Origin of the sequence: Nitrosopumilus sp. (assembly GCA_029862745.1) — an archaeon.
Classification (GTDB): Archaea; Thermoproteota; Nitrososphaeria; order Nitrososphaerales; family Nitrosopumilaceae; genus Nitrosopumilus.
The window spans coordinates 102,146-128,043 of sequence record JAOTWS010000004.1 but is presented as its reverse complement, the minus strand read 5'-3'; the positions used below and the strand labels follow the sequence as shown (position 1 = coordinate 128,043).

Genomic DNA, 25,898 nt, shown 5'->3' with positions numbered 1-25,898 from the left:
TTTATCAAAAACAAGTGTATCTATTATTTTTCAAAAGTTTCAAACAAGGAGAAGATCATATCATGACAATAAAAGAATTTCATGATGAGAGTTGTGGTCATGCAGATTGTATTGCATATAGAAAAAATGCATACTGGCAAAAGTTTATCGAAGAAAAAACAATAGAAGAAGTCTCGCAGATTATCAATTTACATGATGATGATGATCCCAAAAAACTTGGAATAAAGTTTTGGGACTTTAATGAAAATATAATCAATGAAGAAAAAACAGATGACAAGTTTGTAGAGGTTGCCTCACAATGATTCTTGCAAGATGTATGTTTTGTAATTATTGTGCAAGGTACAATTCAAACTATTTTTCCATTAAAGAACTACAAAGACACGGTACATCATTTCTAGAAGATGACTTGTCTAGTCATCATCATAATGAGGTAATTTTTTCAGAGGAGAGCGAATAAGATTGGGATTGTGTATGTGTGAGTTTTGTGTGAGGGAACAAGACGTATTGTATTGCAAAATGGATCGATTCAATTGCAGTGATGATACAACACATCAAAAGATATCCGAATTTAGAATATGGGAGATGCCTGATAATTGAGTCGCATCAAAACCATATTCTGTATGTCTTGCAAAAAAGAGATTTTCACATACAATACACCTGCAATATGCAATTCATGTTTTGCAGAGATATGGAAAAAGAAATGAATCGCACATGCATTAGTTGCGGAGTTGTCAGCCAGAGATATGGTAAATCATGGGATTTATGGGGACAATGTGTAAACTGTGCCAAGAGAAGTAATCCAGATTATTACAATGTACAAAAATGTCCTGAGTGTGGTAACACAAGTAACAACACTGCTGCATTATGCTGGAGACTGTATGGCAAGTGTGGGAAATGCACCTACAAAAAAGAAGATCATAGGAAACATGTATTGTGTACACATTGCAATGAGGTTGCATACAAACTAGCATATCAGAAACTGGGTAGACGGCCAATTGACTTGTTTTACTGTATGAGGTGTACTGGTATTATCTCCAGGAATGGATTTCGGATATTCTTGCTAAAAGAGAAACTGGAGGAGGTTACATCTTGAAGAAAAGGTGCAGATGTGCTAATGGTTTTACAAAAGATGTGGGAATTGGAGTCTGCATGAGATGTGGTCTTGATTCGTGTTCCTGGTATGGCTGCTTTGTTGCAGGATGCAATTGCTCAAGGGAGAAGATCTCAAGAAGATGAGTGATATTACAATAAAAGAAATTTACAAAAAGCAGGGAATCAACATTGTTCCAATTCCAAAGGGATCTGGCAAAGCGCTGAACATCAGGACTGGTTGGAGCAAATACCAGTATGAAATGTTTACTGGTGAAATTCCAGATGATCAAGACTTTGCAGTAATTCTTGGGAAAATTTCAGGCAATCTAATCGTACTAGACTTTGATAACTGTGATGATATTGGTGAGATAAACATGATGAAAGACAATGTTCTCAACAAAACACTTGTGGTGCGAACAGGTGATGGATACCACGTTTACTTTAAAATAAATCAACTACCAAACCAGGCAAACACCTTTCTCTCAAAAGGTCCATACAGCATGGAGGTAAAAAGTAACGGTGCGTATGTTGTTGGCGCATCAAGTAATCACTATGATAAAGACGAGTCAGGAAACTATGTCTTAACTGGAAAAAAATATACAATAATTTCAAACACCACTACAATTTGTGATGTAAATGCAACAGGTCAACAACTAATTGAGAAACTAAAAAACAATGGATGGACTCCCAAACACCAGACAAATGGAAACGGTCACCACATAATCATTCCAACATCTGAACTTGAAAAGGGTAACTGGTCTGCAGGTGAAAGATACAACAATGGATTCAAGCTGGCATTACGACGATTCCACATGAACTGGCAATACGAAGATATCTTACATGAGGCAATAAAGATAAACAATTCTTGTAACCCTCCACATGGAAATGTTGAAGTAGAACGTTGGGTAAATGATGCGCATTCACAGTTTCAAAAGAATCTAAATGATCCTGAACAAAAATATTTCAAATCAATAGAAGAAGAGGACAACAACAAAAAGAATCCTAAAGATATAGTTGAAATCACTGTATCAACAATACAAAAAACAAATCACTTCAAGTGTCTGCGAGACTCAGATGATCTGTTATGGTATAATGGAATGATATATCAGCCAAACGTTGCAGAACCGCTAATCAAAGAAGAATGTGAAAAGTGGATAGAAAACTGCTGCACCACAGAGCGACACGAGGTAATCAACAAGATAAAGGCCATAAACTATGAGGATAGGGAAAAGTTTGACTCGGATCCTGGCATTATCACTGTTCAAAACTGCATTTTGAACCTAAAAACACTGGAAACTCAAGAGCACTCACCATCAAATTTGTCTTGTGTGATGTTGCCAGTATCGTACCATCCATTGGATATTACAAAGATAGACGTTGATTCCATTTTATCATATTTGAAAGACACACTATTTCTGAAATATCTTACATCATGCTTTACAATTAATGATACACTAGACAGAGAACAATTCTTTACGGTACTTGAAATAATGGCATGCTGTATCATAAAAAAACAGTTTGATAAAGCATTCATGTTTATTGGATCAGGTTCTAATGGTAAATCTGTACTACTAGACTATATTGAATCTATTTTGGGTGCAGAAAATGTCTCAAATATTACCATACATGACATTGAGCTAGAACGATTCTCAAAGGCTGAGCTGTTTGGTAAGATGGCAAATGTCTTTGCAGACATTGAAAGCAACGAGCTAAAAAAGACAGGTAATCTAAAAATTATCATATCAGGGGACTCTATAACTGCTGAAAAGAAACATCGACATCCATTCAAGTTCAGGCCATACACTAAACTGATATTTTCTGCAAACAGGTTTCCTTATGTTCATGATCAGTCTGATGGTTTTTTTAGAAGATTTGTAATTGTTGAATGGAAACGACAGTTCTTGGGTGATGAAAAGAATCCAAAATTAAGAGATGAATTAACCCAAAACAAAAAAGAAAAAGACAGAGTCTTCTCACTACTTGTGTTAATTGCACAAAATCTTTCAGAGCGTGGACGATTCAAGTATGAAGACAACATTGAGAAACTGCGCGAACAATGGAACCATCACAGTGATCCTGTAATACAGTTCATCAATGAAGTTGTAATTGAAAAGGAAGGCTCTATGGTATCAAAGCGTGAGGTCTATTCAAGGTACTGTGATTTTTGCATAGATAATGAAATTCCATTAGTTACAATCAAAAAGTTTGGAATGATATTTGGTGAATATTACGAAACTGATCAGAGAAAGGATACTAGTGGAATCAACAAAAAGTTCTGGATTGACATTGAATTAAAAAAACAACACATCCAAGGGAGGCTAAAAGACTTTGATGTATAATACTAGTAGCTCAGTAACCAAGTTTGTCAAGTTTCTTTTTTCCTGGAACTTCTCTTCTCTTTACTTAGTCTTTCTAGTAGAAAAAAAAGTAAGAACCATCAGTTACCAATTTACCTCACTCAAAACTTGTCATACCAGACAAAAATTAGTAACTCTGGAGGCTGAAAATTGAGAGAATCATACCTTGAAAGGTCTTTTGTTGTTACTTGTAAGAATAGACCACCAAAAAATGGCAGAGGTTGCACAGGATTGCTTGCAGGAGGTTCTTGTCGTGGAATCTGTACAAGATATGCAATCAAGACAAAGTGGGGACAAAAAAAATATGAATTAGGATTGAGGTTTTGCAGTTATTGTAGGGTGTGGTTTGATCATGATGATGAATATAGAATATGTTGCATATGTTGTGGAAGAAGAGTTCGTCACAAAAGACGGGACAAACAAAAATGAATCCAAGATCAGTCCAGCATCTTCATTTTATTAATGTTCAAGATGAGTATGGTACTCCCAAGGAATTGTTTCAAAATATCTGCAAAAAACATGACATTTATCCACAAATTGATATATGTGCAAGTGACGTAAACCATGTCTTACCAAATTACATCACAAAAGAACAGAATTGTTTTGAATATTCTATAACTCAAGATTTTTTTATGAATCCACCATATTCACGAGTCTCAGAGTTTATGGAATTTGCATATTTGCAACACACAAGAAACAATGTGTCTTGCCTGATTTTGACTTATTCCAAGACAGACACTATTTGGTGGCACAAATTTGTGGAAGGTAAATCTAGTATTCACTTTATCAAGGGCAGAATTAGATTTTTAGATGAATCAGGTATTCCAACTTGCAATGTGGCACCGTATCCAAGTTGCTGGATTGTTTTTAAAAAAGACAGAGTGAAATAAAGTGTGAACGAGTTTATTGATAAAGAATAAAAATAGAAATCCCCCTTTCTAGGCGTAAATTGTGCTATGTTAGAATGATGTCTAGGTAATTACGTAGATTATGATTTGTTAGAGAATCATTATAACGAATTTTTTTTATCTAAATCTATAATGACTAACAAAACTACGTATGAATTGACTCGAGAACAAGCAGAAAAAGCTATTACAATGTGTCTTGATAATGCATGGTCATATCTTAATGATGCTGACATGTATGTTTCAAATAATAGAACAGACCATTTGGCAATCCCAATTGAATTTGCGATGGAAGAGATTGGAAAGGCAAAAATCATTTATGATAAAATAGAACAGAGTAATTCAAAAATTCTCCTATCCTCTAAAGATGGTATCTATTCACATTTAACAAAAATGGAAAAGGCAGTTTCATTGATTGAACTAGATGGAAGTGATGAACTAGCAGATGAAATGGCAGAAGATTTGTTATTAGGCGGATATAGTGGATTTGATTATTCACTTGATCTGTCAACAATTTCAAATATTATAAAAAAAGAAATTGAATTAAAGAATACTGGAAAACAAGGTCATGACATACGACTCGCTAGTTCATATATTGATTTTGATCCTATCACAAATGAACCTAAAATTCAAAAACCTTCAGTAGATTTTAGTAAACTCATCAAACCATTGCATGAAATCATAACTGGATATCCTTCTTCATTTAATACCTATTGACTCTAAAAGGTAGAAAAAATCATTACAATCTACTGAAACTAAAAAAAGCATGGGATCTAATTGAGAAAGAACGTAAATCAAAAAAATATAACAAATGATTCTCTTGAAAAATCCTTTGTTCGTGTGCCTACTTTGGATTTAATCCCTTTTATGGAAGGCGTGTTTTATTTCTACATGTCTAGAATTTTTCAGAGAAATTTTAACATAAAATTAGTTTTAAAGTGAATAAAATGATGTTTAAAAATTATATTTTCAAGAATTTGTGGCTTCAGGTTGTATTGTCTTTACTCATAGGACTTTGTGTGGGATTAGTTTTAGGTGATGATGTAGGTGTTGGGATAGATGATAACGCTTTAGATTCTTTATCATCCTATCTGAAAATTCCTGCCAACATATTTTTGAGTATAATTCAAATGATTATTGTCCCGCTAATTTTTGCCTCTATTGTTGTGGCTATTACTAATCTGGGAGCAAAAGATAAACTAAAAACTCTAGGATTGGGTGTCGGCACTTACTTTGTGATCACTACTACAATCGCAATACTTGTAGCTGTGTTTCTTGCATCAATTATTTCTCCAGGTAGTATTCTTGATCTTACTTCTCTTCAGGAATCTCATGATCTTTCAGATGATGATCTACAAATCAAAGATGGCTTTTCATTAGATGATATTCCAAATGCCGTATCCAATATAATTCCAAAAAATCCTATTTCTTCGTATCTTGAAGGGCAAATGTTTAGCATCTTGGTGATGGCACTCATTGTAGGTCTATCCATGGCAGTTCTTCCAAAAGAATCAATCAAGCCATTGCTAGGTGTACTAGAATCAATCCAAAAAATTACACTGCACATTCTTTTGATTTCTATGAAGATTGTACCGTTTGCAGTTTTTGGATTGATTGTTGGAATGGTTGCAACAGTTGGTGTGGGAACAATGGTTGGATTGGGGGCATACATGGGAACCGTTGTTCTAGGTCTTGGAATTATGTTACTGGTATACACATTGTTCTTAAAATTCGTAGCAAAAAGATCAATATCTTCTACCTTTTCGAAATTCCGTAATCCGCAAACGTTGGCTTTTTCAACAGCCAGTTCCATGGCTACAATGCCAATAACATTAAAGACTGCAGAAGATGATCTGAGAATAGATACTAGAGTTTCAAAATTTGTTATTCCTTTAGGAGCTACTGTGAATATGGATGGAACTGCGCTATACCAGGTTATAGCTGTCTTCTTTTTGGCACAGCTTTTTGCAATCGAATTAAGTATGATATCTATATTGGTGATAATCATAGCCTCTCTTTTGGCTTCTATTGGAACCCCTGCTGTACCTGGCGCAGGAGTAATCGTCTTGTCCACCATACTGATTACTGTAGGCATTCCTCCTGTTGGAATCTTGTTGTTGATTTCTGTAGATAGAATTTTGGACATGATTAGAACTATGGTAAATGTTACGGGAGATCTTACCGCCTGTTGTGTATTTGACAAAATAACGCGGGATTAAAAGAACAGAATAATGTTGATTTTTACTCTTTGTCGATAAAAATAGAAATCCTCCGTTTTAGTCGTGTAAACATGACGGCTGTCGTAAATCTTTAGAAGAATCTGAAAAAGAATATCTTAGATTTGTTGATTACATCACTGAATGTCTAAAAAATTGTAATGAGTTAATAGATTCTCTAAAAGAACTATTGGCAAAGAAATAGAATTTGTTTCAATTAAATTTCAGGTTTTATAATATTACATAGGATGATGAAATAATAATCACAAAAATATTTTTTCTCTAATAACCTTATTAATCAATTACATGGGGCCAAATTATGAGACAAAATTTAATTTCTGCACAAAATTGTTATTGTGCAAAACCGGAAATTATTTTTCTCCCGTTTGAAAACGAAACTGTCTGTAAAACATGTGGTGTGGTTCTACCAAACAATGAATCATCATACAATATAGAGCAAACAGTACCACACGAGATGCTCTGCAAGACAAATCTTAACCTCCATCAAAGAAAGCAAGTAGGTGGGGATCCACGTGATGAGCAAATGATGATAACATCTACAAAATTCCATACAGAGTCAGATTCCCTCTTGGCATTCTCTGATGTATGCCGCAAACTATCCCTTACCAGTACCATCTCAGAGGATTCCTGGAAATTATTTTGCCATGATACCACAAATCTGACAAAGGCAAAAAAGATATGTCGTGCAATATACCAGACTCTACAAAACAATGCAATTCCATATGATGAAAATATGGTCCAAAATATTGTCTGCTGCAGCCTTGGTGTAAAAAACGCATCAGGCCCTAGAGGGATACAATTCAAGACTAATTCTTCAGCATTTACCTCAAAGGAGGTAAAGATGAGATTTTACCTGAATTTATCAATCAAACAGGCACAAAATCAGTATGATATCTCTGATGTATCTACATTACAGAAAAATTCTAGAAATTATATGAATATGCTAATAGAGTCATTTCCAAACTCAGATTACAAGACCCTGGCCAAAAAGGCAACAGAGATGGCAAGACTGAGGTGTTTGAATTAAACATCTCAACTCAAAATATGATTCAGACCATTTCTCCTGACTCAATTGTGTTGCTTTCAGAAAATATTGGAATTGTGATGGAGACAAATATTTTAAAATACTCATCAATGAAAACCAAAAACCTTCCAATAGTTAGACTAGGAAAAGTAAATGACAAATTATATGCCATAAATCACTATGATGTAGTTCTTGGATGCAAGCAATCAAAAAATAATGTACAATGTACCATTGAAGAGTTTAAAAATCTCTCAGATGTTTTAGTACAGCATTTTTGTGATATACTATCTAGTGATATACTCAACACACCACTAGTTTACAATCTAGTTGATTCACTCCAAGAGAAATTAAAAACAGACAAGGTTACAGTTCTAAAAATTCTGGGAATAGACAAACTCCTGTATTGCAGGTTGTTGATGGCAACTAATCGTATCTCAGAAGCTGCAATCTCAAAGCTAGAAGAACTAGTAACAGAACTCTCAAAGAGAAAAGGACTAACTGCAATCCAGGCAAGCACTCCAATTTATGTTCTAGAAAAGATATCTCGAATCTCTGATGAATCACAACAACTTCAGTTGATACACTTTATTGCATCTGATCTAAGACCAAAAAGTGATTCAAGATTTTTCTGGATGACGCCTGAACAAATTGATTCTATAACTCAAATGATAAGACAAAATGCAACTCGTACAGAATATAGGCAAGACAAATCAACTGTTGCACAATTTATATCATCTGAGAAGCTAGGAGAAATAAAAGAATCATCATTACATCAAAACAAAAAACCAAAAACATCATCATCATCAAAAAAGACTAGAGAAATTCTTGAGGCCATTCCAAATATGCTAGTCATCCCAGATGAGAAAGGAAACCCAGAAATTCTAGTAGATAAAAAAACGGGCACAGTATCAAAAATAGATACATCAGCAAACAAAAAAATCATAAAGACATGCCACATTCCATCAAAGAAACTTTATTCCATACCACTAGATGTAGTAAATTTTCTTGAAATGGAGGATCAAATCAGACATAAAAACATCACAGGTGTTGACTGCCTCAAAGCATTTGTAGATTCCCAGAAAGACGCAACACGGAGATATACGGTATTCTGGAATGCCTCATGAAACTTGCAAAATAATCTAGATCTATTATTGTATAGATGCAACATAAAGAGAAACTCTACAGGGGCAAAAATTCTTGAATCGTCATATGATATTTCAGGATTCTCTCTTCTTGAGATTTCAAAAATGAGCAAAAAGCAGTATAGATACACCAAAAAAATAGTCCTAGAACTGAAATATTCTGGATATCTCGAGTCAGAAGGCAGAGGAATCTACTCTATTACTCAAAAGGGTAGGTGGTTTGTCATTTGTCAGAGGCTTGATGGATTATCTTTTTTGTCATTATGTTTATTGGCTGAAGTTTATCACAGGGTCAACTCCAACCCAGAATTTTTTTACCAGTTTTCATCATTTAGGCAATGTTACGAGAAAGATTATGATGAGAATTTTACATATATTGCAATATATCACAGACAAAACATTTCAAAATCCCTCAAACATTTGACGTCAAGAAACCTAGTGTATGTGTCTGGGGATTTTATCAAAATGACAAACCCCATGATTGCATTTCTAAAAAAGTATCACAAAGATCTTGAATCATTATTTTTGTGGTGCAGTGATACTTATGAAAAATGCATTTGCCATACAATTGAAAATAATAATTTTAATGTCAGTGGTATATTGCAAGGACCCAATTAGAGTGTCAAAAAATGCCACTTTGATTGGATCCTTTTTTGGTTTTATTCTATTTGTGATGGATGGTTGTGGAGTTTCTCCAACTGAGAATAGTTTTGATACTAGTAATGTTTGGCATAGCATCTATTTTTGACTATAAATCAAGAAAAGTTCCTGATGTTATCTGGATTGTTGGTGTCAGTATAGGTGGAGTGATGTATCTCTTTGACTATCAAGAGTTTTCAGCATACCATGGAGTGACAATTGTAACCTCATGCTTTTTTGGTTTTGTTTTGTACAGGCTACAGTTTGTAGGAATGGCAGATCTGTTTGGTATAATTTCTGTTAGTGTGATACTACCAGTTCATTACGAGTTTGTGATGGTTCCAATAATTGCTACTTTATTGGCTTTGGTTCTTGCAGTATCTGTAGTTACAATATACAGTGTGACACTGAATGTAGCAGATTTAATATCAAAAAGAAAACTATTTGGTGATTTTGTAAAAGAGCCATTATACAGAAAGGTCTTTGCATTTTTTTGCATTCATAGAAAACGAAGTTACGAGAAATTTGTTATATCCTCTGAAAAGTATTACTCAGTTTTACCAAACCAAAAATCATTTGTGATACTATCAAGAAACAAAGAAATCTCTCAAGCTGGAGGATTTGTGCAAAATACACCACCATTTGTAGTGTTTATGATGATTGGAATAGTTTTACTACTGTTATTGCCTGAAATTCTGAATACAATATTTTCTTAATTTAGATTATAAAATTAATTTATAATTGATACAAGATTATTTTACTACTATTGCTATTATTATTTAAAATTAAGAGATTAACATAAAATCTAAAAGAATATTTTCTTCCCCATTAGGATGCTTTTCCATCTTTTTTATTCCTGTTGCTATCAACATGGACGATAAAACAAATATGCTTCTTGGAAGCGTATCAAATACAATAGTGCATAGTTCAAAGGTTCCTGTGCTGATAATCAAATAGATTCTTTTTTTCTAGTCACAGAAACTATGAGATCTTTTACTTTTTGCTCTATCTGGTCACGAATTGCCCTTACTTCCTCAATTGATCTTCCTTTCGGATCAGATATCTGCCAGTCTTGCACATTTTTTAAAAATAATGCAGGACATGACTCTTTGTCAATGCATCCCATGTTAACTGCAATCTCTGTCTCATTAATCATCTGCTGTGAGATGCTTTGAGGAGAGTTGTCCTCAATGTCAATTCCAACTTCTTTCATTGCTTGCACTACAATTAAGTTTACTTTTGCTGCAGGCTTTGTTCCTGCACTGATTGGCTGAAACTCTGATGGCAGATATTTTTTAAAAAATGCTTGAGCCATCTGACTTCTACCTGCATTTTCAACACAGACAAAAAGAATTTTTTTCATTCTTGTTTCATGAAAATTATTTTACTGCCTTAATTATAAGACTAGTAATTTTTCTGCCATTGATATTTTCTCCTTGCATGTATGCTCTCTCTTCTAAAACTTTGATCTTCTCAAATCCAGCTTGTCTCATGCAAAAAAGATAGTTTTCTTTTGTGAGTGCTCCATCAATGCATTCACACCATTGATCTGAATTGACTTTCTCTGGAGGTAATTCTACATCTGTGATCAAGTCTGAAATCACCATCCTTCCATCCTTTTTTAAGATTCTAAAGACTTCTTTGAATGCATTTTTCTTGTTTGTTGTAAGATTGATCACACAATTACTAATCACTGCATCAACTGAATTGTGTTCTAACGGAATTGCCTTTTCAATGTCTCCTTTTTTAAATTCAACATTGGAATAGTTTCCCTTTGTTGCGTTCTCTCTTGCTTTATCTAGCATTTGGTCTGTCATGTCAATTCCAATTGCCTTTCCAAAACTTCCTACTTTTTTTGCAGCTAGGAATATGTCAATTCCAGCCCCTGAACCCAAATCAACTACGATTTCTCCTTCTTTTAGACTGGCATGATTAATTGGTGCACCACACCCCACGCCTAGAATTGCTTCTTGGGGTATTGATTCAAGATCCTTTTGGTCATAGCCAATCAACTTTGTTGCATCAACTGGAGAATCTCCTGGTTTGCATTCTCCTGGCATACAGCAACAACTGTCATTTCCAGATACTACTATCTTGGAATATCTTTTTTTAATGTCTTCTTTAATTGAATTTTCCATGTTATGGTTTACTAGGTAAACTATTAAAGTTGTCAAGTAGAACCCATTACAGTTAGTGCAATTATGGAAACTAAAGGAAAAAAGCTGGCAGTAATTGAAAACAATTGTGAATTTGCAGGATATGATGCTTCAAAATTATTAAAAGAGACTTTTACAATCAGGGAACTGATCACAAAAAGGGCAACACTTGAGATTCTCTTTCCACTTTGCTGTACGACAAAACCAGTAAGACACAAGCAGTTCAAAGAATCACTTAAAGGAATTAGCAGTAGGACACTATCTACAAGGTTATCTGAACTAGTATCTGAGGGAATATTGGAAAGAAAAACATTTGCAGAGGTTCCACCAAGAGTAGAATACAAGCTAACCAAAAAAGGTCAAGAGTTAATCGAATCCATTACTGGTCTGCTTGAATGGATGAGAAAATGGTCAAAGAAATGATGAAGATGAAGAAAATGCAATTTTGTGGTTATTGTCCTGAAGACAAATGTTTGCTAGACTGTAAAATATGCAACAATTCTAAATTAAATAAATCTAGTAAATGTAACTGCTAATTTTAACCATCATGATGATGATGATTCCTATTTTCAAAGATTCCTAGTTTTTACATGTTTTTTCTATTCTTATTTAATATCTAAAATAGATTCAAACTCTAAATCTTAATCTAAATCATCATCATCAAATAAATCCTGACACAAAAGCTAGCTATAAACTTCTAATCATTATAACCAAAAACTATGGGATTTTTTGATACTGAAAAAGGCGTAGACGAATATGTAAAAATGGTAGAAGGATTTGATGGGGCAGAACTGATTAAAATTTTACACAAATTTCTACCTGAGAAATCTTTTGTGTTGGAGCTTGGAATGGGTCCTGGAAAAGACTTGGATATATTGAGTAAAACTTTTGCTGCTACAGGCTCTGATAACTCACAAATTTTCTTGGATAGATACAGAAAACAAAATCAAAATGCTGACTTGTTAAAACTGGATGCAGTGACTCTTCTTACCGAGAGAACTTTTGATTGCATATACTCTAACAAGGTTTTACATCACTTGAGAACTGATGACTTGAAAACATCTCTTAAAAAACAAAAAGACCTTCTTAATCCCAATGGAATATTATTTCATTCTTTTTGGAAAGGTAACAAAACTGAGAATTTCGAAGGGTTGTTGTTTGTATATTATGAGTTGGATTCTTTGAGGGAACTTTTTGAGCCTGATTTTGAAATATTAGAATTAAAAGTTTACACTGAGAATCAAAAAGATGACTCTATCTATGCAGTTTTGAGAAGAAAATAATAAATCATACACACTACAAGCCAACAAAGAGCAGACAAAAAATTTCTTAAGGCTGGTGTAGAAGACAAATTTTGCAAAATTAGTTTAAAACCGTTTAATTTCTTCAAGTGAAATTCCAAAGAGTAATGTTTTCTAACATTAGGTAAAATTTCCTTTTGAAAAATACTAAATTATCAATATAAAACCCCCACTAAACATATCTAGCCGCTTTCAAAATTGGAGATTCCTATCTAAGGGCTAGACGTTAATGTCTACAAGATCATGTTTTTCAATGATGTTGTAATATAGGTATTATGAAAATTAATTCTGCAACAAAAAAAGATCTTTTGAATGTAATCGAAAATGAATCTCACATGCAAGTAGATAGTTTTATTCAAAATGCCATAGACTTGGCTGAGGAAGTACATTCAAATCTTAAGCGAGAGGATAAAAAATCATCTTTTCTTGAAACTCACATCTGGCCTGTGACAATTGATGTGATCCGTCATTATAATACAACTAATAGATTACTTACATCTCTTCAAATTGTTTCATCTATTTTACATGATATAATGGAAGACGATGAGAAAATTTTAGACGTGTATGCTTCAAAATCTTATGGCTTTGATGCATATTTTAGACACAGATTTGGGGAATATGTATACAATGTAAGTCATACTTTGAAAACTAAACCATTGGAAAACTATACTGGCAAGAATGAATCTGAAAAAAATTCTGCAAGATTTTTAGACTATTGTATTGAACTTACAAAATCAGATTATGATGTCAAGATTATAAAACTCTGTGACAGGATAAACAACATGAAATTTATTTCACAAAATCCTAACTCGATAAAAGTCTCTAGATACATTAGTGAAGCTGAGGAATTTTATATTGCATTTTCTATTTTTCCTCCAACTGTCAAAGATTTTTACATTAAAATGAAAGAAGCCTATAATGAATTAAAAATGCTAAAAATTAAAGTCTAGATTAGCCGTATTTGTAATGAATTCCTTTTTCTCCACGAGGGTGTCTCCATTCTGTTTCCTGTGAACAAGTTCCGCAATCTACACATCCTTCATGTTGAATGATGACATTTCCTCCGCCCCCCTCCTCCTCCTCTTCTGTATAACATTTTGCAGGACAAAGAGTTACCATTTTTTTTATAAATTCGCTTTTAGGATTTAGTATCTTAATGTGAGATAAATGATCATCATTGTAACTTAGATTCCCAATTCTATCTGCAATTGATTGAATGCTTGGAGAATAAGATTGCGATACAGTTTTACCTAAACGTTCAGCTAGTTGAATTGGAATTTTGACGTATGTGTCCTCTGACTCTATCATTGGAAGCAGTTTCTCATAGCCTAGAATATTTGCAAATTTGACCGTAATACCTAAAAGTTTTCCACTTGACATCATTTTCAAGATAGGCCCATAGCGTGCACCGATAATATCTTTTGGAACATCTTTTGCTGCATCAAGGAAAATCTTTAGGTAATTCTTATCGATCTGCTTCATATCTGTAGTATATGGACTATTTTCTGTCTCCTTAGAGTAATACTCGCCCAGAGAATTTTCAGAGAAATCATTTTTGTCAATTGCTCGTGCAACAGCATTAGCAGCTCTTACACCATCATCAATTCCTACATTAAGACCCTCAATTCTTGGACCTACAAAAATTCCCCTACCTGCTGCATCCCCTACAAATAAAATATTTTTGAAGAAGGGTTTTTGCATTCTACATCTCTTCCCATCTGGAACTAATTTTGCACCATATTCTGCTTCAACATAATCCGAACCAAAAGATACTCCTAAACTTCTCAATTGGTCTTCAATTTCAGTTAATCTAGTTTTAATGTCCTCATCAGACTTGTATTTTCCTGAATCAATCAGACGTTTCTTCCCGCTAGAAGAAAAATATGATGAACGTATCTCATTCCAGTTTTTAATTTGTTTTGCAACTGCAAAACGAACTCGAAGTTGTTCTTCTTGTGGCAAGCTTTTATCTATTTTTGATTTTATTGGAACATCATCTTTGATAAATTCACTAATCATTGGATTTTTTAATAATGCATCAATCAATACCCATGGCTCAGTTGGATTTTCTAACTGTGAGTGATAGTGGTATACTGCTCCAACTGAAAGTGTGTCAGAATTTGTATAGAGAAATCCACCTCCAATATGATTTAGTGTAATATCTCCTGCAAAGAGATGTGCCGCACCTTCATCTGATGAAACTCCAAATCTTTTTTCAATAATTTCTTCAGGCAGTTTTATAATTACTTTGACTCCTTGATACAATTGAGTAGGTGTAAACTTTGGTCTTGCGCCAACAATGTCTGCTATTTCAGAATTTACACCATCAGCAGCAATCACTGCCTTTACTTCAAAATCATCCAACTCATCAGTTTGAATTATCGCGTTGCCTAATTCATTCCAAGAAATTGATTTGACATGAACTCCCGGAATAACTCCACCCCCAAGTTTCTCAGCCGTTTCTATTGCTTGTTTTGCAAACCATGAATTAAGTTTGTTTAGTAAAACAGAGTAACCAAAATTTGATTGATATTCGTGAGCTGCTGTGAGGTCCATAGAGTAAACCTTGTCTTTTGATGTTGAATGTAAAATGTATTTTGTGATTTTACGCTCAAAAGGAGCATCATCTAGAAAATTCTCATATATTTCTTCAACGTTTGTCACTGTGCCTTTCTGTGGTTTTTTTGAGTAAAGAATTCCGCCAGAAAGGTTCTTTGTACCAACCTCAGAGCCTGCTTCTAATAGAATTGCTTGCTTTCCAAGATTGGATAATTGCTTTAGTGCAGCAAGTCCTGCAGATCCTCCGCCAATAATTGCTACATCATACTTTTCCAAATTAGACAGTCTCCACAACTTGTATCTGTTTTTTTATCTCTTCAATTAATAGTGGAATCACCTCTTCCATCCTTCCCTTAATGAAAATATCACATTCATTTTTAATTGGCGCATCTTCATCAGGATTAATTGCTACAACAAATCCAGAGTCTTTCATTCCCCACACATGTTGCATCGCCCCACTAACTCCTACTGCGATGTAAAGCATGGCACTTGTTTTGTGTCCACTAGTTCCAATCACTCTGTCTGGAATCATGTATTTTGCATCCAAACTCGAATTTATTGGGAATGGTTTTTTTGATATTGGTAAAGTGATTCCTATCTCTGCGTTTAGTTCTTTTGCCAATTGTTCTACAAGTTTGATATTTTGTTCTGGTTCTTCTTTAATCCCCCTGCCAAAACTTACAATTGTTCTTGGAGTCTCAAAATCAACTTCACTCTCAATAACTTGACGGCTAAGTATTTTGACTCTTAGATCTTGTGCATCTATATTTGGAATGAATTCAATTATCTTTCCATCACGAGATGAATCTGGTTTAAGTGATTCAAAAACTCCAGGAATAATACTACAAGATTGTGGGTGATAATATCTTGGAAAAGCTGGATTACGATTATCTAGACATAAAATTGTAGTCCATAAAAATCCAGAAAAGTCAGGCCTGTACATTTCTAGAGTCTTTGCATAAATTTCTTTTTTTCCTCCAGTTTTTTGTTGGTGAGACATTTCAATATCTTCAATTACTAGTTGGTTAATATCAGATGCCAAACCTGATTCCAGTTCAGTTAAAACAGTAGATGAGAGATGTCTACCAATGCTATCTGCGGCAAAGAACATGTATCGTGGTCTCTGTATTTCGGATGCATATTCTGATTCAACCTCGCCTAAAGTTTTAGTGTCTTGTGCAATCTGACTGATGACTTTGGTGTAAATTGTATTTCTAACATCTTTTAATTCTGGATTGTCAGAGTAAATTACAGCATCGGCACCATATTCTATTAGTTTTTTTGAGACATTTTTTATGTTATGTCCTAACATTACTGCAACCACTTTTTCCTTTGAAGAATATTTCAAATTAAAATTGTCTATGAGGCGCCTTGCTTCTCCAACCATCTCAAGACTAACAGGAAGAAATTCCCCTCCTTCATGTTCTATTACAACATATAGGTGCCTAAATTTTTCTTCCACTATTTAATCACCATGGCGTTTAACGCCTCTTTCATTTGTGTCACCACTTTTTTAATTTGGTCTAGATTTGAACCATCAATTACTTCTGCATGTCTGGTAGCAGTAGACTTTGGAACTCTTTCAACTTTGTATACAATAGTTGGAGAACCAGGTAATCCAACTAGAGTTTCATCTACTCCTAACTCTTTAGCATTAAATATTTTAAAATATTCTTTATAGTTATTAGCTCGAGTTGCTGCTTCTTTTTTATATTTATGAAATGCAAGTCTTTGAGATACTTTACCAAAATTAGACTTGTATGTAGGATCTATTGATATGAATACAGGAAGAGGCGCTTCGATTTCTTCAATAATATCCGAACTGCCCTGCAAGCTGATCAAACGTTTTGCACGAATTGTTCTATTTTCCATATTAACACTATAACTAATTACATTTCCCAGAAAAGTAAATCCTAACTTCCATGCAGTTTGTGGTCCAGTTTGTCCAGTTTCTCCATCTGAAGCTCTATGCCCTGAAAAAACAATATCCATTTTTTCTTTCATTTTATGTATTCCAGTCTTTAAAACTTCTGCAGTACCTAACGTATCAGCTCCTGCAAACAATCTATCACTATACAGATGAAGTTCTTCAGCATCAGAAATCTGTTGAGCTTGTTTAAGTGCCAAATCAGCAATGGGTGGTCCCATTGTTCCAATTGAAACCTTTGCATCATACATCACTCTACCAAAAAATGCTGCGTGTGCAGCTATTGCACTATGAGGACCTAAAGTATTTTTAGTCTCAGCTCGGTTTAATGTGCCATCTGGATTGTAACTAACATTTCCCTCTGAAAAATCGGGTTCCAGTTTTATAATTACAGCAATGTTTAGCTGTCCCATGAGTAACTACAATTTACTGTACACTTAAAGTTAACCGAGATGATTGATAACGTCATGATGTAGATTATGGAAATTTCTAATGAAATCAAAAAAATGATTTCTGAATTCAATCATCAATTTTCTGATAATGTAATGACAAATAAACGTCTGTTTAAAAATTATTTAAAATTTTAATGAATTTTAAGAAATATTATGTTCTAGTTAAGTTCTATCATTGTAGTTTATTGTTAGAGGGATTGATTTGAGAGATGATTTTGCAGAATACACACAATGCTCCCAATGTATGGCGCCTCTTCTAAACTGTGATTGTAATTGTCCTAGGTGTGGTAAAAGAGAAGCATGTAAGTGTGAATTGAATCCTCTTACTATTCCATAATTATCTTTGTTTTGCAATTACGTGTATTGTGTTTGTACTTGTGATATGTCGAATTTTCTAATACCTTGAATCTTATGTAATGGAATCCAACTAGTTAGACAACTCTCAAGGGCTTTTTACATAATCTAATTCATTTCTCCCAAATAATTTTAAAAAATGAGATCATCATCTCTAGAACATTGAAAAAAAGATTAGTAATGCCGATGAATCTGAAGAGAAATAAATAATTAATTTAGCAATTTACGCCTGAGTATGTTTAACAAACTTTGCTGAATATTTTAGGAGGTTGTCCTTTTATCAAAATTTATCATACTATTTTGATTTCACATGGGCAAATTCTGGTCATTATCACAAGAAAAGCAACTAGGTTCACTAGACAAAACAAGGAATTTTCTGGGACAGTCAAACTCTAACGTCTCTTGTTGTTCCCTAAAAGTTCCAATATCTATGGATGTAAAATCTGCAATCCAAACAATTCCTGGATTGATTTCATCTGCACCTGAAGTCATTAGATCATTTGAGGTCTGGTGGGATGGAAAAAACAAGCAGCTAAAGTATGTTTTATCTGCCCAAAACAAATTAGATTTAGCAAACTACAAAATTTCATTTCAGAATGTTTATCCAAATGTGTCTTTTGTATCTCAACAAGAGACCACACCTGATTGGTTCTCTCCACAAAAATCATCTTATGAAATATTTGATGTATCACTACAACATGGGCATTATTCAACTATGCTGGATACTAGTGCAACAAATCAACAACAACATCATCAGCTGATTACAAATTTATCAAACTCTATTCAACTCTATGAGAACGCATGGATTCAGTTTGTCTTTGAACCATACAATTTCATCTCATATCTTAGACACCATCAAAGAAGATTAAATTCAAGAATCAAAAATATCACAAGTAAAAACTATAGAACATGGATAGATGACATTACAAATACACAATCATATGAGAATCCAGAAAATGGTTTAGACTTTTACAACAACTACAAGGATCTGCTAAAAGACACTAGAGAAAAGACACAGAACACACAGATTGTATTGAGTATTCGTGGATTGATACAATCAAAAGATGATAATAATAATAATAAACCTCGTTTGTCTTTTGATCAGATAAGATCAAAACATGACCATCTAACACAGTATTTCTACAGATACAATTCATTTTATCATCCAAAATACAAAAAGTCAGGCTCGCCAATTACCATAAACCACACAAAAAAGAACTATCCAAGACTCTCAATGTTTGATTTTAGATTAATTCCAAATCCTAAAAAATTCATGATGCAATCTATAAAAGATTATTTTAAAAAAACTATACTTGCAGCACAATACAAGAAAAGAAAACCAATGCCATTTCTTATTTTGAATCCAAATGAACTGTCTTTGTTTGTTCATCTGCCAAATCCAATCACCACAAGAAACATCCAAACTACACGAAACGTATCATTGCCATCAAAACTTGTAAACAAGACAGGATTTAACATTGGATATTTTGAAGAGTCTAAAAAAATCTCTTACGGTAAACAATGCAATCTAGTTGAGGAACAATCAGCAATAATATCGCCAATTGACTTTTCACGACACATCTACTGTGTTGGTGGAACTGGCAGCGGAAAGACATCATTAATCAGAGTGATTGCAAAGCATCTCGAAGAAGCAAATCTTAATGGAGTATTTCCAAACAGCTTCATCTATCTTGATCCCAAGGGTGAGGATTCTATAAAGTTCATCCAGCAGTGCAATGGCAATTCAATGAATAGTGGCATGATCCATTATTTAGAACCATTAGATACTGGATTCTCAATTAATCCACTTGAGTTACCAAAATATTCCAAAGGAAAAAGAGATGAGATGGTATCACGCTATGTAGGATATTTTTTAGAAATGGTAAAGGAATGGTACGGACAACAACAGATCTTTGTCCAGATGGAAAGAATATTTCGCGTTTTATTATTTTACATGTATTACAAAAATGACTCTCCAACATTTATTGACATGTATGATATTATCATCCAGCTGCAAGATGAGGGAGTAAAATATCTACAAACAATGTTCAAGGCTTTAGGAATGCCAGGCGATGATCTAAAGCAAGCACTCTCATCTATTGCATCACTAAAACCTGATTCCTTTGTTCCGTTACTAAATAGAGTAGAACAGTTTGCAACTGATCCAATTTTAAAAAAAGTATTCTGCCAAAGACATGGTACAGTATCCTTTGAGGAGTTGATACGGCCTGGTCACTACACAATAGTTAGAATATCTACATTGAATCTGGCTCATCACATACAACCATTAGCAATTCAAGCTTTTGTCATAAAACTATGGTTTACAATACTAGAAAGAGCATCAAACACAAAAGAAGATGACAGAGGCCAAGTGATTCTAGCTCTGGATGAATTCCAAATTGTAAAGGATTTGCAGATTTTACCCTTGATACTATCGCAGGCAAGATCATATCGCCTAGGACTGTTATTGGCTCACCAGACCATGGCACAAATCGATGACAAACTACTAGAAGAGATTGTCGGAAATTCAGGCACTCAATTTGCAGGACAAATCTCAAGCAAGGATGCATCAAGATTGGGCAGCATATGGGACACAAAGTTCTCAAAAGAGTTAACACAACAGATGGCCTCACAAGAGGATTTTCACTGGACATACAAGATGAGGGTCACAGCAGGACAAGAACAGTCAACTCCAATACAGTTCTGGCTACCAATACCACCTGAGATAGCAAACACTGATGAGCAATTACAAGAATTTATCGCATCTCAAAAGAGAAAGTACAGTACTGTTAAACAATCCACATCAATATTATCAGAGGCACAAACTGAATCAATAAAATGGATGAGATACATCACTGTACCGCTTCCAGAACACATACAATGGAAAATAATGTTGTTATTACACCAAAACAATTCAGTATCTCTCCAGCTGGGACAAATTACTGAAAAACTAAATGCAAACCAGAGAGATGATGTGTCTGATGTGTTACATGACATGGTTAAAAAAAAGATACTAGATGTAGTAGATGAGAACAACAGAAATACAAAATATGTTTTATCAGAGGATACAAAATCTAAATATTTTACATTTGATAGCATCAAGATTGGCTCAGCTGATGACATTTCATATATTACAAAAAAGGCAGTGAACAGCTATCTGCAAAAGAAATATTTCATAACAATTGCAGACCAGACAGTAAAAAAAGATGAGGACAGAACTGACTTGATTGCGTACAGTTACGAGACTGACAAGGCAATATCAGTGGAGATAGAATCAGCTAGCGAGCTTGCATCCCATCCAGAAGCTGCAAGGAAGAACATGGTAAAATGGAAAGAAATGGGATTTGCAGCGTATCATGGTTGGTCAACTAGTTATAGAATAAAAGAAATACTAGAATCTCATATAGACCAAGAAGAACAAAGAGAAAATGTATTGGCATTTGTAGTTTAGAAATCTATCCCATCTAATGGATTGGAGTATCATTGTTGTAATTTATTACAGTTCAAGTATTTTTTTAAGATAACCTCAGATCAAAAATTATCTTAATTTATTTTCTGATGTTGTTATCGTACCAGGATGGGCTTTGTTGAAATGAATCATTTAACTGAAACATTGTACAATGTAGATGAATATCATTATGCCTTCAAATAACTGACGAAATTAAAAATAATTCCAAATATGGGTGATTCTCTTGGTATATTACAACCAAATTGATATTAACTTGAAGATTATTCAAACATCATACAATGGCACCACAAGTATACTCCAAAGTAGTAAAGGCAATAACCTCAAAAAAGCTAAAAGAGCCATTCACTCCAGTTCAGGCAGTTACTATTTGCAGACCAAAAAATAAAGGCACATTCAGAAAGGTTTTCTCATCATATAGGCGTGGAAACCTAAAGGGATATCCTCCGCTATTCATACAGCTAAAGGATGGAACTTACAAGGCAATAAGACCATTCAAGAAATAATCAACTGATAGATATATTTGATAATTTCATGACTGATAATTTCTGATTTTTGTTAAATTATAATAATTGAGGCTCCAGAAGAAGATGATGGCAATTCGAAATTGATTTTAGATAGTTTGACGTATTGTGAAAATAACGCTTGACTGCAATAGCTACCAAAAAGTCTCCCGATCTTAATCACTGTGTACTTCGTTTTTCTTTTTATTGAATTTGTTGTATCCTTCTTGGTTGTATCCTTCTTTGTCGTAACCTAGGTGATCATATCCTAGTCTGTCATATCCGTTACTATCATATCCATTTTCATCGTACCTGTCTAAATCATATCCATTTTCATCGTACCCATTACTATCGTACCCATTACTGTCATACCCATCTTTATCATACCCATCTTTATCATACCCATCTTTGTCGTATCCTTTTTTATCATACCCATCTTTATCATACCCATCTTTGTTAAACCCGTTTTTGTTAAATCCATCTCTGTTGTATCCTTTTTTATCATACCCATCTTTGTTAAATCCATCTCTGTTGTATCCTTTTTTATTAAACCCATCTTTATCAAAAGCAATTTTTGTATCGATGTGAATTCCATTTATAGAAAATCCCCGATTATCATACCCATCTTTGTCGTATCCTTTTTTGTTAAACCCGTTTTTGTTAAATCCATCTTTATTGTAACCCTTAAAATCAAATCCATCTTCATCATACCCGTTTTTGTATCCTCTTTTGTCATATCCTTTTTTGTCATATCCTTTTTTGTTAAACCCGTTTTTGTCATATCCTTTTTTATCGTACCCATTTTTGTCATATCCTTTTTTATCGTACCCATTTTTGTCATATCCTTTTTTATTAAACCCATTTTTATCATACCCATCTAGGTCGTATCCATGCTTGTCAAACGTACGACTAAATCTATCCAACAAACCCATAACAGAATTTCATGAATTCAATTCAGATAAGTATTTTCACGTCTATGCGTCTCATTTATCCTCATTTTGGATAACCTGACTAGTAATTTTCTTCCTTTTTAAAAAATTAATTATAATCTACAGTGAAGTTCATATCGTTATTATTTGTTAGTTTATTTCTCTTGGGAACTTTTGTAGTTCCATTAAATGTCAATTATTCATTTGGTGATCCAAAACTCTTGTTTACTACTCATCAAGTTACAGGAAGTGACACCATATCAACTGACACAACATATAGAGAAAAATGCTTTGTTCACGTAGAAATAACAGTCACATCATCACATCACAATACATACCATAGAAACAATCCTGACAAGACATTCTATCCTGGGGATGCGTTTGATTACAACATTAACACTTGGACAGATGGATGTCGTCATTTTCAACCATGTCCAATACAATCCACCCCAAGCATCACTAGTGTACAAAATGGTCCAAACTGTGTAATACACGGTCATTCTGGTGATAGTGAGACTCCCACAGACGGTACATACGGTTCTGCCTTTAATTCTGGTGTTGCAGAAATATCCTCAAACATTGGAGAGTCAGAACCAGTTTCAGTATCAAAGACAGCTTCTGCAGAACAATACACATGCCACAAGGCAGGCGGCAAATGGCATTGTGGGTGGCCAACTGTTTCTGCATCTGCAAGTTATTTCCCACCAGTAATCTTACCACATTTAGAAGTCACAATAGAAAAAGATGGATATGAGTTAACTGAAGATGATGGTTACACATCTAGAAATCTTGATGGAACATACTATGTTTGGGATGCAATCAACGTGATACACAATCCAATATACAAGTGGAAAAATGACAGAGTTGGAACATTATTTGTAGAAATTGAAAAGTCTCATGATCCATTAATTTTAGAAGATGAATTTTTCTGTGAGTTTGCAATATGCACAAACACAATGATGATTCCAGGATTCCAACCATGGACTGGTACATTTGATTACGGTGGAGGAAACAACGTGTACAATGCAACTGACCTATCACTGATTGGAGATCAGACTATATCATACAATACCAAGCTGTTTAACATTACCCCACAGATTGATATCAATTATAATTCAACATCATCTCTTGTGGTAGAATACTTTCCAATCTATGAGAGTTATGTGTATCCTGTACTAAGAGATGACAAACGATTAGCATTTGATGATAGGATAGGTTACTCGTTGCATTATTTTGGATCAGAAAGTACAGATGCAAATCCTGATGATGTAATTGGTATACATGAGGACAGACGTTCAAAAATAAATGATTACTTTTACTCTACATGGGGTGCAGATCCTTGGGAGTTTAACTTTATTGATGGAACAATTGGAGAGTCTGAATTCTCAGATAGTATAGAATTAACATGGGATGAGGCACATCATGTAGGTATCATTGCTAATGAAGTTACAGTTGGCAAGTCTGTAGAGATTGCAGGTGATCTAATTGCAACAGAGTTTCCAGGAATTGTTCCATATGAGGTAGGACAACATGGAACATCTAATTTCTTAAAGGCCGGATACGGTAAGATTAACTTTAGCTATGATGGAATACTAGATGTAGTATTAAACCAAGAAAAAAAGATTCCAAGATATGAGAATACAACCGTATTCAACACATTGGAATCTACTTATTTTGCAGGACATGAGGTGTTCTTTTTGACAAATGATGAATACATGTATCCCGAATCTTTTTTCTACAATACCATACAAGTCAATGCAGTTAATGCAGATGGAGAAGAAGATGATTCTGTAAATATTTCAATTAATGTAATTCCAAGAGAAGAAACAGATGGCGGTACCACTAAACTAAACCAGTACATCCATGACAAAGTTATCTTTGATACCGATAATGATGATGGGTTTGCCCAAATAATTTCAGGATTAGATATGAGTGGAAATGATATTGTAGTTATCAATGATCATGAAATCTATCCTCTTGACAACCTGGCTATAGAAGGAAATGGAAGCGTTAAACTAGAAAAAACTAGGCGTGTTTTATCATCCTTTACTCAATATGACACTATACTGGACCAAACCTTTGATCTAAATGAGGTAGTTGACATCTCTGACAAATATTTACTAGATACTAAAGATGCATTGTTGTCAATTCCATTGACCACTGGACTTGATGCATTATCTCCATATGACTTGGAGATTACAGGAAATAATGGAATACATGAGATAACAAATACAATTGAGTATCCTTGGTATGATTTCTCAATTGATTATTTTTATCAAATCAATATGGATGACTCTAATACACTTGATATCAAAAGAGATCCTGCAAATCCACGTGTTTTAATTTACAAGTATGATGAGAACTTTGGTACAATAGAAACATTAGAGATTAACGGTATTGTATATGACAGTGGTGAGACTGATGGAGAAAATGTTTTGCCATCATGTTTCCAAATAAAATCTAGCAGAACATGCATTGTGTCATTACCTGAATCAGAATATTTAATACAACTAAACATTACTGCAACTAACATCTGGAGTGGAAAATCTGTTGCAACACTTCCAGAAATTGATGAAGCTGTACTGAATCCTTCACCCCCCAACCCGATCACATCAATATTTGATTTGGTGTTATACGAATGGATGGTCATACTATTGGTTTTGATGTTTACTGGATGGGTTTTGTATAAAATCTACAAGAAATTGTGGAGAACTATTCAATGATATATCATAAACTCTATTATTATTATGATTGACAAAAAAATATTTTTTTATCTGAAATTCATCTTGATGAAATTAATTTTTTTAATTAAATGAATTTAGAAAAATTCTTAATTACATTGATTAGAAGACATG

At 34.0% G+C, this 25,898-nt stretch carries 25 protein-coding genes; 19 read left to right on the top strand and 6 right to left on the bottom strand.

Features of this window, described 5'->3' with window-relative positions; genetic code table 11:
- Positions 1-62: 62 nt before the first annotated feature.
- The 13 genes from OEM44_05640 to OEM44_05580 all read left to right on the top strand — a co-directional run bounded on the left by OEM44_05640 (position 63) and on the right by OEM44_05580 (position 10,112).
- Positions 63-302: a hypothetical protein gene (locus OEM44_05640; GenBank protein ID MDH3516283.1), complete on the top strand. Its 240-nt coding sequence runs from the start codon at positions 63-65 to the stop codon at positions 300-302.
- A complete protein-coding gene (locus OEM44_05635; GenBank protein MDH3516282.1) occupies positions 299-457 on the top strand; it encodes a hypothetical protein in 159 nt (52 codons plus the stop codon). Before OEM44_05640 ends, OEM44_05635 begins: the two co-directional genes overlap by 4 nt.
- Before the next feature lie 243 nt (positions 458-700).
- Positions 701-1,093 carry a hypothetical protein gene (locus OEM44_05630; protein MDH3516281.1) on the top strand — a complete coding sequence of 131 codons (393 nt, stop codon included), beginning with the start codon at positions 701-703 and terminating at the stop codon, positions 1,091-1,093.
- Positions 1,090-1,236: a hypothetical protein gene (locus tag OEM44_05625; GenBank protein MDH3516280.1), complete on the top strand. Its 147-nt coding sequence runs from the start codon at positions 1,090-1,092 to the stop codon at positions 1,234-1,236. Before OEM44_05630 ends, OEM44_05625 begins: the two co-directional genes overlap by 4 nt.
- Entirely contained in the window at positions 1,233-3,431 is a 2,199-nt protein-coding gene (locus OEM44_05620; protein ID MDH3516279.1) for a phage/plasmid primase, P4 family, read from the top strand. The genes OEM44_05625 and OEM44_05620 overlap by 4 nt, the downstream gene beginning before the upstream one ends.
- 168 nt (positions 3,432-3,599) lie before the next feature.
- A complete protein-coding gene (locus OEM44_05615) occupies positions 3,600-3,878 on the top strand; it encodes a hypothetical protein (protein ID MDH3516278.1) in 279 nt (92 codons plus the stop codon).
- Entirely contained in the window at positions 3,875-4,339 is a 465-nt protein-coding gene (locus tag OEM44_05610; GenBank protein ID MDH3516277.1) for a phage N-6-adenine-methyltransferase, read from the top strand. The genes OEM44_05615 and OEM44_05610 overlap by 4 nt, the downstream gene beginning before the upstream one ends.
- A 174-nt stretch (positions 4,340-4,513) precedes the next feature.
- Positions 4,514-5,071, top strand: a complete 558-nt coding sequence (locus tag OEM44_05605; GenBank protein MDH3516276.1) for an AbiV family abortive infection protein — start codon at positions 4,514-4,516, stop codon at positions 5,069-5,071.
- 233 nt (positions 5,072-5,304) lie between these two features.
- A complete protein-coding gene (locus tag OEM44_05600) occupies positions 5,305-6,573 on the top strand; it encodes a dicarboxylate/amino acid:cation symporter (protein MDH3516275.1) in 1,269 nt (422 codons plus the stop codon).
- 316 nt (positions 6,574-6,889) lie between these two features.
- Entirely contained in the window at positions 6,890-7,618 is a 729-nt protein-coding gene (locus OEM44_05595; protein MDH3516274.1) for a hypothetical protein, read from the top strand.
- A complete protein-coding gene (locus OEM44_05590) occupies positions 7,606-8,739 on the top strand; it encodes a hypothetical protein (protein MDH3516273.1) in 1,134 nt (377 codons plus the stop codon). The genes OEM44_05595 and OEM44_05590 overlap by 13 nt, the downstream gene beginning before the upstream one ends.
- Positions 8,740-8,742: 3 nt before the next feature.
- Positions 8,743-9,375, top strand: a complete 633-nt coding sequence (locus OEM44_05585; GenBank protein MDH3516272.1) for a winged helix-turn-helix domain-containing protein — start codon at positions 8,743-8,745, stop codon at positions 9,373-9,375.
- Positions 9,376-9,440: 65 nt separating this feature from the next.
- Entirely contained in the window at positions 9,441-10,112 is a 672-nt protein-coding gene (locus tag OEM44_05580) for a hypothetical protein (GenBank protein MDH3516271.1), read from the top strand.
- Between the two features lie 233 nt (positions 10,113-10,345).
- On the opposite strand, the gene OEM44_05575 is transcribed toward OEM44_05580, so the two are convergent.
- The gene (locus OEM44_05575; GenBank protein ID MDH3516270.1) at positions 10,346-10,759 is read right to left on the bottom strand and encodes an arsenate reductase ArsC; all 414 of its coding nucleotides are present in this window, start codon (positions 10,757-10,759) and stop codon (positions 10,346-10,348) included.
- Positions 10,760-10,775: 16 nt separating this feature from the next.
- Entirely contained in the window at positions 10,776-11,534 is a 759-nt protein-coding gene (gene arsM, locus OEM44_05570; protein MDH3516269.1) for an arsenite methyltransferase, read from the bottom strand.
- Positions 11,535-11,597: 63 nt separating this feature from the next.
- On the opposite strand from arsM, the gene OEM44_05565 reads away from it, so the two are divergent.
- From OEM44_05565 to OEM44_05555, 3 genes are all read left to right on the top strand, one after another.
- On the top strand, positions 11,598-11,975 hold the full coding sequence (locus OEM44_05565) for a helix-turn-helix transcriptional regulator (GenBank protein ID MDH3516268.1): 378 nt from the start codon (positions 11,598-11,600) through the stop codon (positions 11,973-11,975).
- Positions 11,976-12,271: 296 nt separating this feature from the next.
- A complete protein-coding gene (locus OEM44_05560; protein MDH3516267.1) occupies positions 12,272-12,835 on the top strand; it encodes a class I SAM-dependent methyltransferase in 564 nt (187 codons plus the stop codon).
- 293 nt (positions 12,836-13,128) lie between these two features.
- The gene (locus OEM44_05555) at positions 13,129-13,803 is read left to right on the top strand and encodes a hypothetical protein (protein MDH3516266.1); all 675 of its coding nucleotides are present in this window, start codon (positions 13,129-13,131) and stop codon (positions 13,801-13,803) included.
- Position 13,804: 1 nt separating this feature from the next.
- On the opposite strand, the gene OEM44_05550 is transcribed toward OEM44_05555, so the two are convergent.
- Genes OEM44_05550 through OEM44_05540 form a run of 3 tightly spaced genes read right to left on the bottom strand, consistent with a single transcriptional unit; the run spans position 13,805 to position 17,752 of the window.
- Positions 13,805-15,688, bottom strand: coding sequence for an NAD(P)/FAD-dependent oxidoreductase (locus OEM44_05550; GenBank protein MDH3516265.1), 1,884 nt, complete (start codon positions 15,686-15,688; stop codon positions 13,805-13,807).
- A gap of 1 nt (position 15,689) precedes the next feature.
- Complete coding sequence (locus OEM44_05545; GenBank protein MDH3516264.1) at positions 15,690-16,874, bottom strand: electron transfer flavoprotein subunit alpha/FixB family protein; 1,185 nt, start codon at positions 16,872-16,874, stop codon at positions 15,690-15,692.
- Positions 16,874-17,752 carry a hypothetical protein gene (locus OEM44_05540; protein ID MDH3516263.1) on the bottom strand — a complete coding sequence of 293 codons (879 nt, stop codon included), beginning with the start codon at positions 17,750-17,752 and terminating at the stop codon, positions 16,874-16,876. Before OEM44_05540 ends, OEM44_05545 begins: the two co-directional genes overlap by 1 nt.
- Before the next feature lie 703 nt (positions 17,753-18,455).
- Here OEM44_05540 and OEM44_05535 point away from each other — a divergent pair.
- Both OEM44_05535 and OEM44_05530 read left to right on the top strand, forming a co-directional pair.
- The gene (locus OEM44_05535) at positions 18,456-21,596 is read left to right on the top strand and encodes a type IV secretory system conjugative DNA transfer family protein (protein MDH3516262.1); all 3,141 of its coding nucleotides are present in this window, start codon (positions 18,456-18,458) and stop codon (positions 21,594-21,596) included.
- Positions 21,597-21,892: 296 nt separating this feature from the next.
- A complete protein-coding gene (locus OEM44_05530; GenBank protein MDH3516261.1) occupies positions 21,893-22,117 on the top strand; it encodes a hypothetical protein in 225 nt (74 codons plus the stop codon).
- A gap of 173 nt (positions 22,118-22,290) precedes the next feature.
- Here OEM44_05530 and OEM44_05525 read toward each other — a convergent pair whose 3' ends face one another.
- Positions 22,291-23,046 carry a hypothetical protein gene (locus OEM44_05525; GenBank protein MDH3516260.1) on the bottom strand — a complete coding sequence of 252 codons (756 nt, stop codon included), beginning with the start codon at positions 23,044-23,046 and terminating at the stop codon, positions 22,291-22,293.
- Between the two features lie 161 nt (positions 23,047-23,207).
- Here OEM44_05525 and OEM44_05520 point away from each other — a divergent pair, with 161 nt between their 5' ends.
- The gene (locus tag OEM44_05520) at positions 23,208-25,766 is read left to right on the top strand and encodes a hypothetical protein (GenBank protein MDH3516259.1); all 2,559 of its coding nucleotides are present in this window, start codon (positions 23,208-23,210) and stop codon (positions 25,764-25,766) included.
- Positions 25,767-25,898 lie beyond the last annotated feature (132 nt).